We start from the raw sequence: 9,012 nt of genomic DNA, 5'->3' as shown, positions 1-9,012 counted from the left end.
CCGGCGGCGTATCAGGGAAGGCTTCCAGCTGACTCTGCAAGGGTGCATTTCATGACCGACCCGTTACTGCGCGCCAGCCTATGGTCCCGTGATAGCGATTCGAACAGCTTTCGCCCACTTGCCGGAACCACGCGGGCGGACGTGCTGGTGGTTGGCGCCGGCATGACCGGCCTGTTGACAGCGGCCCGCCTGGCCGATGCCGGGCTGGATGTGCTGGTGGTCGATGCGGGGCCCATCGGTGGGCGCAACACGGTGATGTCCACCGGCAATCTTTACGCGCCCGTCTCCCGGCTGGCCGATCTGGTCTCCCGTTGGGGCGGTGACACGGCCACCCGTGTCGTACAGTGGCGGCAGCAGGCGCTGCGGTCCATCGAAACCCTGGTTCATCGCTATGATCTGCGCTGTGGCTTCGAACGCGTGGTCATGCAGTACGGTGTGCAGGAGCGCACCCGCGAGGTCACCGCGCAGTTCGAGCGTGAGCTGCAGGCCTATCAGCGCGTCGGCCTGCAGTGCGAACACCGGCAGTCCGGGCTGCCGTTTGCATTGGGCCACGCTTTCCGTGTTCCCGACCAGGCGCAGTTGGATCCGGCGGCGTTCTGCAGGCAACTGGCGGCTCATCTGGCCGGTCGCGTGCGCATCCACGACTGGACCCGGATCAGCAGCATCGAGGCATCCGCCGGCGTTGCGACAGCCGATGGCGCCCGTATACAGGCCAGGCAGTTCGTGCTGGCTACGCATTCGCCCGCAGGCTTCAACCTGGTGCAGGCCGAGATGGAGGTGTACCGCGAGTACGGGATGGCGGTACAGGTTGCCAACCCACCTGCGGCCGGCATTCACTGGATCGCCGACCGGCAGCGCTCACTGCGCGGGGTACACGGCGCTGATGGCCGCGACTGGCTTGTGCTGGTTGGCGAAACACATCGCACCGGGGAAACGCCAGCGGTGGATCCGGCCCGACATCTGCTCGCCGACGCGCGCCGCAACTTCAACGTGCAGGGCGGGCCGCTGTGCTGGTCGGCGCAGCAATTCCGGCCCGCCGACCAGCTCCCCTATATCGGCAGCAGCGCGCACGATAATGTGTGGGTCGCTACCGGCTATGGGCCGGACGGTTTGACCTGGGCAGGCGTGGCCGCGCGCGCGATCACCGAGGGAATCATCGGCACGGCCAGCGAGATCGAGCAGCTGCTCAGCCCCATGCGTTTCACCCCGGTGCGCTCGGCCTCTGGTTGGGCCCGCACCAACGCCACGGTGGCGCGGCACATGGTGGGAGATCGGCTTGCCACGGCGCCCTCGCGCTCGCCCAGTGAGCTGGCCCGTGGTTGCGGCGCACTGCTGGACGTGGATGGAAAGCGCACTGCGGTCTACCGCGACGAGGGCGGGCGCCTGCACACCATGTCGGCGCTCTGCCCTCACCTGAAGTGCGTTGTTCAATGGAACGGCCATGAGCGCACATGGGACTGCCCTTGCCACGGCAGCCGCTTTTCGGCCACCGGAGTGCTGCTGGAAGGCCCTGCCAGGCAGGGCCTCACACCAGAACCGTGATAGGCGCAGGTAGCCGCCGGAGCCGCGACCTCAGGCTTCGGCGGCCGCGTCCGCATCGCTGGGCATGCAGCGCTCCTTCTTGGACTTGATGTCTGCAGCGGTCTTGGCCAGTGCCTCGTAACGCTGGCGTATCTCTTCAAGATGGGCCGGCTCCATCGACTCCAGGTTCAACAACTCCTGGTTGGCGTCCTTGCTCACGCGGATCAGTTCGTCCAGCTTGATGTGCAGCGCAGCGGTATCGGCGTTCTGCGTATGCTGTATCAGGAACACCATCAGGAAGGTCACGATGGTCGTTCCCGTATTCACCACCAGCTGCCACGTGTCATTGAAGTGGAAGGCCGGCCCGCTGGCAGCCCAGGCGATGATCACCCCCAGCGCTGCGACGAATGCCCCCAGGCTGCCGGACAATCGCGCCGTCGCGGCCGCGACACGGGCGAAACCGCGCCGGATCACTGGTCACCTCCCGCGGCCTCCTCATCCGTGTGTCGGTCTGGCAGTTTGACCCGCTCCCCGAGGCGCTTGTCCTGCTCTTCCGGCGTTGGCGCAGCGACGAAGGGGGAGATCGGGTCACTGGCGGGGAAGGTTTCCTGCAGCGCCTCGTCATGATTGCGGCGGTTGTGCAGCCTCGCCTGCAGCGGACTGACAGGATCGGGGCGCTGTGCCTCCTGGTCCGGATGGGGAAGGTCTTTCTGGTCGCGTTGCATGGTGCATCTCCAGGTTGATCACCACCCCTCAGGTGGCGGGCCCAGCATAGGAGTGCGCTGTGAGCGGCCCCATCAAGAGTGGGGCAACGTGATGTAAACCTTCGGGCAACACGCGTTAACAATCAGCAGGGTGGAGGAGCCCGGCGTCGGCCGCGGCGGCGCCACGCCATCACCTGGCCCACCGCCGCCGTCAACAGCAGCATCGCATTGGTCACCACGAAGACCACGCTCCCCAGCATCGCGCTGTACACCGTGAACAGCGCAGAAGCGGTCATCTGGCCCGCGAACAGCCACCTGGATACGGCTTCCGGGTGGGACGACTGCCACTGCTTCACCATCTGCCGGATCAGGGTTGCCATCAGCACCGCCGTGGCGGCCCAGCCAAGTACGTCGGGGTGCATGAGGGCCTCCGATGTGTGGGCACCCCACGCTAGCCCCTGGCTGGGCAACGCCGTACGAAGGGGAGGTGAAGACAACATCCCGCCTCCGGCGCCCTCGCGCCATTCACTCCGCAGCGGCGACAATGGCTCCGCGGGCGCACCATGCGCGATCCGCCCACCGATTGCAGGAATGCTGAGATGTCCAACACTCCCTTTGGCGAGTCGTCATGTGCTGCCGCAGCCAGCGGCTGCATCGAGGTCCGCGGTGCGCGCGAGCACAACCTGAAGAATGTCGATGTCTCCATTCCACGCAATGCACTGGTGGTGTTCTCCGGCGTGTCGGGGTCCGGCAAGTCCTCGCTGGCCTTCGGCACGGTCTTCGCCGAGGCGCAGCGGCGCTACTTCGAATCCGTCGCGCCCTACGCGCGACGCCTGATCGATCAGGCCGGCGTGCCCGACGTGGATGCCATTGACGGGCTGCCACCGGCGGTCGCCCTGCAGCAGCAACGCGGTGCCAGCAATGCGCGCTCATCGGTGGGCAGCGTGACGACGTTGTCCAGCCTGGTGCGCATGATGTACTCGCGGGCAGGGGCCTACCCGGCCCACCAGCCCATGCTGTACGCCGAAGACTTCTCGCCCAACACCCCACAGGGTGCCTGCAGCACCTGCCACGGCCTGGGGCACGTCTACGAGGTGACCGAAGCGCTGATGGTGCCGGACCCATCGCTGAGCATCCGCGAGCGCGCCATCGCCTCCTGGCCACCGGCATGGCATGGCCAGAACCTGCGCGACATTCTGGTCACGCTGGGCTACGACATCGATGTGCCGTGGAAGAAGCTGCCGAAGAAGGACCGCGACTGGATCCTGTTCACTGAGGAAACCCCGACCGTGCCGGTCTATGCCGGCTTCACGCCCGCCGAGACCCGCGCCGCGCTCAAGTGCAAGCTGGAGCCCAGCTACATGGGCACGTACACCGGCGCACGCCACTACGTGCTGCACACTTTTGCCAACACCCAGAGCGCGCTGATGCGCAAGCGTGTGTCGCGCTACATGGAAGGCAGGCTGTGCCCCGCCTGCAACGGAAAGCGCCTGAAACCGGAAGCGCTCTCGGTCACCTTCGCAGGCGTGGACATCGGCGAGTTCCTGCGGCTGCCGCTGGACCAGCTGGCGGTGTTGCTCGAGCCCATCGCGCGGGGCGACTTCAGTGCACACAGCCACGGCGCGCGTTCCAGCAGGCGTGCAACGCCCCGCGATCGCGCCAAGCGGGCAGCAAGTGGCCGCGCGACCCACGAAGGCGCCCCCGACGTGCGCCTGACCTCAGCCTTGTCTGAGGAAAAGCGCTTGGCGGCACAACGCCTGGCGGGTGGGGTCATGGCGCGGGTGGGGCAACTGCGCGCGCTCGGCCTGGGCCATCTCTCGCTGGATCGCGCCACGCCCACGCTGTCGGCCGGCGAGCTGCAGCGCCTGCGCTTGGCCACCCAGCTCAGCTCGTTGCTGTTCGGCGTGCTGTACGTACTCGACGAACCCTCGGCCGGCCTGCATCCGGCCGACAGCCAGGCGCTGTACGACGCGCTGGAACGGCTGCGCGACGGCGGTAACTCGGTGTTTGTCGTTGAACATGATCTGGAGCTGATGCGCCGCGCGCAGTGGCTGGTGGATGTGGGCCCGCAGGCAGGAGAGCATGGCGGACGCGTTCTCTACAGTGGCCAGCCGGATGGCCTGCGCAACGTTCAGGATTCGCGCACGGCGCAGTACCTGTTCGACCAGGTGCCTGCGCCAGCCAGCCGGCAGCGCAGTGCCAACTGCTGGCTGGCGCTGAAAGGCATCCATCGCCACAACCTGCACGGTGTGGACGCGCAGGTACCGCTGGGGCTGCTGACCGCAGTGACCGGCATTTCCGGATCGGGCAAGTCCAGCCTGATGGCGCAGGCGCTGCCTGAGCTGATGCTGCTGCACCTGGGGCACGAGACGGTAGACGACAGCGCCGACAGCGCGCCCACGGATGGACCCACCGTGATCGAAGCCACTCGGGGCCAGCTTGCTGGCGATGTGGATGCCATCCAGCGCGTGGTGCAGGTAGACCAGAAGCCCATCGGCCGCACGCCACGCTCCAACCTGGCTACCTACACGGGCTTGTTCGACCACGTGCGGAAGCTGTTCGCCGCGACACCCGACGCGCGCCGCCGCCGATTCAACGCGGGCCGCTTTTCGTTCAACGTGGCCAAGGGCCGATGCGAAACCTGCGAAGGCGAGGGCTTCGTCAGCGTCGAACTGCTGTTCATGCCCAGCGTCTATGCACCATGCCCCACCTGCCACGGCGCCCGCTACAACGAAGCCACGCTGAGGGTGCAGTGGAACGGCCGCAACATTGCCGAGGTCCTGCAGATGACGGTGGACCAGGCCCATGCGTTCTTCGCCGGAGAAGAGGCCATCGCCCGCCCGCTGCAGCTGCTGCAGGAGATCGGCCTGGGCTACCTGCGGCTGGGCCAGCCAGCCACCGAACTTTCAGGTGGCGAGGCGCAACGCATCAAGTTGGCCACAGAGCTGCAGCGCAGCCAGCGCGGGCGCACGCTGTATGTGCTGGATGAGCCCACCACCGGCCTTCATGCATCGGACGCGGACAGGTTGCTGGCGCAGCTGCAACGGCTGGTGGAGGCTGGCAACACCGTGGTGATGATCGAGCACGACATGCGTTCTGTCGCACAGGCGGACTGGGTGATTGATGTCGGGCCAGGGGCAGGCGGCGCGGGTGGCACCATCGTGGCGAAGGGCACGCCGCAACAGGTGGCCCGCGCCAAGCGAAGCAGGACTGCGCCGTTCCTTGCGCGCGAGCTGGGGCTGGCCAGCTGACGCCATCTCATCTGGGGCTGCATGCATTCTGTTGTACTGTGGGAGTACTCGCAGCGCCCATCAGCGAGAGGATGGTCAGGTGAACGCTTCCATGCTCCCAAGAATCGTCGGCTTCGATGTCCCGTTGTTGCATGAGCGTGTAGACGCATCCACCGACGAAGCCATCACCGCGCTGCTGGATCTGGCGCCGGGCGCTCGCTGGACAGAGATGTTCCTCATCAAGTGCAGGGCCCTGGCGTCCCAGCTCCAGCTGGCGGATGTTCGCATTGAAGGCGCCAGGATCTACTTCTACGGATCCATCAGCGATTCCCGTGGACTTGCCGACGCGGTGATGTCCATTGTCCACGTACTGAATGATGAGTTGATGCGCGAGCGGAATCACGCAGCCAGCCGCGCCTAGGCGCAGCCAAGCAGGGACCAGCACCGATCGGCAATCTCCGCTGCGCCAGGATGGCCGCGCAGGCTCGATCGCTTCGCAAGCCTGCCCTGCAGATCGTCCATCCATGCCGACCGGGTGCCATGCGGATCTCTCACATAGATATCGCAGGCAAGCCGGATAACGGGCGCCACTTCATATCGGAAGCTCATCGCGGGCAGGGCGCCCAGGTTGAACGCGATTTTCCAGTGGGCCAGCTCGCGCTCGACGTCGACAACGTGCTTGCTTCTTCCATGGATCATGGCGTTACCCCTTTTCGAAACTCCACTGTACACGCTTGTTGCTGCGGGCCTGTTCATGACCCTTGTTCATATGGGACGCGTCCCCGTACGTTCCCGTAACGGCGACACGCCCACAGTCAATCGGCAGCAGACTTGCTGCGGCGGAGAATCGAAATGAACAGCGTCCCCGAACAGAACAGGAATGACCGCTCCAACGCGTCCGCTGAAGCAGAACAGCCTGCACAGCAGGGGCAGGGCGAGGGGGGCGAACCCGGCAGGGAGGAGCCCGGCAAGCAAGGACAGCAACAGCAGCAGGACAACAAGGATCGCGAGAGCCCGAAGCCAGCGGATGAAAAGAAGGGCGGTCTCGGCGGCGATACCCGCCGCTGAGGAACAGGAGGAGCCGCGCGCCGCGCGGCTGCTTCCGCGCAGCAGACAGGGAGCGCGCATGTCCTCGCAAAGCCAGGCGATCAGCCTGATGACCAAGATCATGTACCAGTGCCGCCCGGAGAGAACGACGACGATGGCGCAATGCCGTTGCTGCGATGCGCCCAGTCCTGGCGGGATGGAGTGCGTACGATGCCTGACCGGAAGGCTTGGCGAAACGATTCACAATCGTGGCGCAGCGTTCGGCTGGCTGGAGTCGTTCCGCAGGGTCCAGCAGGACGAAGCACACGTATTCGAATGCGCAAAGCGCGCCGATGCGGCATCTTCCTAGGCGTCGCATCCACACCTGACATCGCGCAGGCGTATGCTCGGGTCATCCAGGAGCAACGCCATGACTTTTCCGATCTGCATCTACGATAGAACGGGCACGGGGCTCCGGCTGCCCGCGGGGTGGTGGATCGACCTTCAGTCCGATCTGCCCGCGCTGGTGAACGGCGCCGCACGCATCGACCTTCCGCGCTCTTCGAAAGACGAGCATCCACGCTTGGATCCAGAGGTCCTGAGGGACCTTTTCCGGCGCATCGGGGGTTCGCAATGGCTAGGTTGAATCCGATGCGTTCCCTGGGAGTGCGCTGGCTGTTCTTCCGTCTTCGCAACGGCCAATCCATCAGTCCCGCCAGGTTGATGTCCGTCTGGTCCGAGGCTGCCGAATCCAATGAGTGCGCCGTGCGCCGCGAGATCATCGACGGCGCAGGCTACGTCTATGCCCTGTACGCGCCCAACAGCCTGCTTTCTCCCCGGCGTGTGGAGCTGCGCATGAGAGCGTTGCTGGAGGAGGCGGGCTACGCCTTCACGATGGGTAGCCTGGCAGGGCGTCACCCCGGCGACGGTTGAGGCGCGGCGCTGAGGCGCCGGCCGGACAGTCCCTGCGTCGCTCTCATTCGGGGCCATCAGGCTCCAGAGGTTCGTCAGGTGCGGGATCGAAGAGCGCCAGCATCCGTTCCCGCCGGCACTGTTCGAGCCAGTGGTGCCATATCTCCACCTCGTCCATCAGCCCCGTGGCACCGCACGCGGGGCACGTGAGCGTCGTGCCCAGTGGACTCGTCTTGATGCCCTCGTCCTGAGTCATTGATGAGCGCAAGCCGCAGCTCTTGCAGGTGGATCGCAATTGATCGAGGCGTACGATGGCCCCATTGCGCGCAAGAAGGGGCTGGATCGCGTGGATCCGGAAGGCATTGGGAGGATGCATGGCCGTGTCGTCTGGGGCTGGACACGGGAGCAAAGGATTCTGCGCCGGAGAAGAGCCGTGAGAGCGCAGTGTGCTTTGTTGGAGGTTAACCCTTCATCAAAGTGCGGAACACGCTCCATCGTTGGCCTGAAATCCTACGCCCGCAATCGTGCACTGACGCGGCACCCGGCGCTTCTCCGGTGCCAGCCCTGCTTCTGGGAAGGAAGGGCTCTGCCATCACAACAGAGCCCCGGTCACTCACTTTTCCTGCAGGAACGCCAGCAGATCCTGGTTGACCTTGTCCTTGTGGGTGTCGGTCAGGCCGTGCGGCGCACCAGGGTAGACAATCAGCCTGGCGCCCTTGATGAGCTTTGCCGATTGGCGGCCTGAGATATCGATCGGCACGATCTGGTCGTCGTCGCCGTGGATGACCAGGGTGGGCACATCAAACTTCTTCAGGTCCGCGCGGAAATCGGTGGCGGAGAACGCAGCGATCGAATCGTAGGTGTTCTTGTGGCCGCCCTGCATGCCCTGCGCCCACCACGCATCGATCAGCCCCTGAGAGACCTTCGCGCCCGGACGGTTGAAGCCGTAGAACGGGCCCGACGGGATGTCCTTGTAGAGCTGCGCGCGGTTATCCATCTGTGCCTTGCGGATGCCGTCGAACACTTCGATCGGCAGGCCGTTCGGGTTGTCGGCGGTCTTCAGCATGAACGGCGGTACCGAGCTGATCAGCACCGCCTTCTTCACTCGCCCGATGCCATGCCGGCCGATGTAGCGCGCCACTTCGCCGCCACCGGTGGAGAAGCCCACCAGCGTCACATCGTGCAGGTCCAGCGTATTGATCACCGTGGCCAGGTCATCGGCGTAGTGATCCATGTCGTTGCCGTCCCACGGCTGGCTGGAGCGCCCGTGGCCGCGACGGTCATGGGCAATGACGCGGTAGCCGTGGTTGGCCAGGAAGATCATCTGCGATTCCCAGCTGTCCGAGTTCAGCGGCCAGCCGTGGCTGAAGGTCACGACCGGGCCGTCCTTCGGGCCCCAGTCCTTGTAGTACAGCTGCACGCCATCGGCGGTGGTGATGTAGCTGGCGGTGCGCGCGATGCTGGTGACTGCGACCGGCTTGGCCGGTTCGGCGGCCTGTGCGGACAGGCCGGCCTGGACCGAGAGGGCGAGGGCGGCAACGGCCAGGGTACGGGCGAAAGTGTTCATGCGGGAACTCTCATGGGTGGGTGGTGAGACGTACTTTGCGCCCGCGATCAGG

At 65.5% G+C, this 9,012-nt stretch carries 13 protein-coding genes; 7 read left to right on the top strand and 6 right to left on the bottom strand.

What is annotated here, in order from left to right; all coding sequences use genetic code 11:
- The first annotated feature begins 51 nt into the window (after positions 1–51).
- Positions 52–1,542 carry an FAD-dependent oxidoreductase gene (locus G370_RS0105610; protein WP_026346985.1) on the top strand — a complete coding sequence of 497 codons (1,491 nt, stop codon included), beginning with the start codon at positions 52–54 and terminating at the stop codon, positions 1,540–1,542.
- A gap of 30 nt (positions 1,543–1,572) precedes the next feature.
- Here G370_RS0105610 and G370_RS0105605 read toward each other — a convergent pair whose 3' ends face one another.
- The 3 genes from G370_RS0105605 to G370_RS0105595 all read right to left on the bottom strand — a co-directional run bounded on the left by G370_RS0105605 (position 1,573) and on the right by G370_RS0105595 (position 2,647).
- On the bottom strand, positions 1,573–1,995 hold the full coding sequence (locus tag G370_RS0105605; RefSeq protein WP_019659706.1) for a low affinity iron permease family protein: 423 nt from the start codon (positions 1,993–1,995) through the stop codon (positions 1,573–1,575).
- On the bottom strand, positions 1,992–2,246 hold the full coding sequence (locus tag G370_RS0105600) for a hypothetical protein (RefSeq protein WP_019659705.1): 255 nt from the start codon (positions 2,244–2,246) through the stop codon (positions 1,992–1,994). The genes G370_RS0105605 and G370_RS0105600 overlap by 4 nt, the downstream gene beginning before the upstream one ends.
- Positions 2,247–2,368: 122 nt before the next feature.
- Positions 2,369–2,647, bottom strand: coding sequence for a hypothetical protein (locus G370_RS0105595; protein WP_019659704.1), 279 nt, complete (start codon positions 2,645–2,647; stop codon positions 2,369–2,371).
- Positions 2,648–2,824: 177 nt separating this feature from the next.
- Here G370_RS0105595 and G370_RS0105590 point away from each other — a divergent pair, with 177 nt between their 5' ends.
- Both G370_RS0105590 and G370_RS0105585 read left to right on the top strand, forming a co-directional pair.
- On the top strand, positions 2,825–5,476 hold the full coding sequence (locus tag G370_RS0105590) for an excinuclease ABC subunit UvrA (protein ID WP_019659703.1): 2,652 nt from the start codon (positions 2,825–2,827) through the stop codon (positions 5,474–5,476).
- Positions 5,477–5,555: 79 nt separating this feature from the next.
- Complete coding sequence (locus G370_RS0105585) at positions 5,556–5,876, top strand: hypothetical protein (protein WP_019336574.1); 321 nt, start codon at positions 5,556–5,558, stop codon at positions 5,874–5,876.
- On the opposite strand, the gene G370_RS0105580 is transcribed toward G370_RS0105585, so the two are convergent.
- A complete protein-coding gene (locus G370_RS0105580; protein WP_019659702.1) occupies positions 5,873–6,154 on the bottom strand; it encodes a hypothetical protein in 282 nt (93 codons plus the stop codon). The two genes, G370_RS0105585 and G370_RS0105580, sit on opposite strands and share 4 nt — an antisense overlap.
- Positions 6,155–6,307: 153 nt before the next feature.
- Here G370_RS0105580 and G370_RS1000000121225 point away from each other — a divergent pair, with 153 nt between their 5' ends.
- The 4 genes from G370_RS1000000121225 to G370_RS0105565 are packed head-to-tail and all read left to right on the top strand — an operon-like array spanning position 6,308 to position 7,414.
- Positions 6,308–6,523, top strand: a complete 216-nt coding sequence (locus G370_RS1000000121225; RefSeq protein ID WP_080112501.1) for a hypothetical protein — start codon at positions 6,308–6,310, stop codon at positions 6,521–6,523.
- A gap of 58 nt (positions 6,524–6,581) precedes the next feature.
- Positions 6,582–6,851, top strand: coding sequence for a hypothetical protein (locus tag G370_RS1000000121220; RefSeq protein ID WP_080112500.1), 270 nt, complete (start codon positions 6,582–6,584; stop codon positions 6,849–6,851).
- A 60-nt stretch (positions 6,852–6,911) separates the two neighbouring features.
- Entirely contained in the window at positions 6,912–7,127 is a 216-nt protein-coding gene (locus tag G370_RS0105570) for a hypothetical protein (RefSeq protein WP_019659700.1), read from the top strand.
- Positions 7,128–7,132: 5 nt separating this feature from the next.
- The gene (locus G370_RS0105565) at positions 7,133–7,414 is read left to right on the top strand and encodes a hypothetical protein (protein ID WP_005416560.1); all 282 of its coding nucleotides are present in this window, start codon (positions 7,133–7,135) and stop codon (positions 7,412–7,414) included.
- A 43-nt stretch (positions 7,415–7,457) separates the two neighbouring features.
- Here G370_RS0105565 and G370_RS0105560 read toward each other — a convergent pair whose 3' ends face one another.
- Positions 7,458–7,769 carry a hypothetical protein gene (locus G370_RS0105560; RefSeq protein WP_026346984.1) on the bottom strand — a complete coding sequence of 104 codons (312 nt, stop codon included), beginning with the start codon at positions 7,767–7,769 and terminating at the stop codon, positions 7,458–7,460.
- 237 nt (positions 7,770–8,006) lie between these two features.
- Complete coding sequence (locus tag G370_RS0105555; RefSeq protein ID WP_019659698.1) at positions 8,007–8,960, bottom strand: alpha/beta fold hydrolase; 954 nt, start codon at positions 8,958–8,960, stop codon at positions 8,007–8,009.
- Between the last annotated feature and the right edge of the window lie 52 nt (positions 8,961–9,012).

The sequence above is a fragment of the Stenotrophomonas hibiscicola ATCC 19867 genome, assembly GCF_000382065.1.
GTDB classification, from domain to species: Bacteria; Pseudomonadota; Gammaproteobacteria; order Xanthomonadales; family Xanthomonadaceae; genus Stenotrophomonas; species Stenotrophomonas hibiscicola.
The sequence above is the reverse complement of the archived record's forward strand: the minus strand, read 5'-3'. Positions and strand labels throughout refer to the sequence as shown.

Excerpts from the sequence above, each read along its gene's own strand:
- G370_RS0105610 (WP_026346985.1), top strand. The coding sequence starts at position 52 with ATGACCGACCCGTTACTGCGCGCCAGCCTATGGTCCCGTGATAGCGAT.
- G370_RS0105600 (WP_019659705.1), bottom strand. The coding sequence starts at position 2,246 with ATGCAACGCGACCAGAAAGACCTTCCCCATCCGGACCAGGAGGCACAG.
- G370_RS0105595 (WP_019659704.1), bottom strand. The coding sequence starts at position 2,647 with ATGCACCCCGACGTACTTGGCTGGGCCGCCACGGCGGTGCTGATGGCA.
- G370_RS0105590 (WP_019659703.1), top strand. The coding sequence starts at position 2,825 with ATGTCCAACACTCCCTTTGGCGAGTCGTCATGTGCTGCCGCAGCCAGC.
- G370_RS0105580 (WP_019659702.1), bottom strand. The coding sequence starts at position 6,154 with ATGATCCATGGAAGAAGCAAGCACGTTGTCGACGTCGAGCGCGAGCTG.
- G370_RS1000000121225 (WP_080112501.1), top strand. The coding sequence starts at position 6,308 with ATGAACAGCGTCCCCGAACAGAACAGGAATGACCGCTCCAACGCGTCC.
- G370_RS1000000121220 (WP_080112500.1), top strand. The coding sequence starts at position 6,582 with ATGTCCTCGCAAAGCCAGGCGATCAGCCTGATGACCAAGATCATGTAC.
- G370_RS0105570 (WP_019659700.1), top strand. The coding sequence starts at position 6,912 with ATGACTTTTCCGATCTGCATCTACGATAGAACGGGCACGGGGCTCCGG.
- G370_RS0105565 (WP_005416560.1), top strand. The coding sequence starts at position 7,133 with ATGCGTTCCCTGGGAGTGCGCTGGCTGTTCTTCCGTCTTCGCAACGGC.
- G370_RS0105560 (WP_026346984.1), bottom strand. The coding sequence starts at position 7,769 with ATGCATCCTCCCAATGCCTTCCGGATCCACGCGATCCAGCCCCTTCTT.
- G370_RS0105555 (WP_019659698.1), bottom strand. The coding sequence starts at position 8,960 with ATGAACACTTTCGCCCGTACCCTGGCCGTTGCCGCCCTCGCCCTCTCG.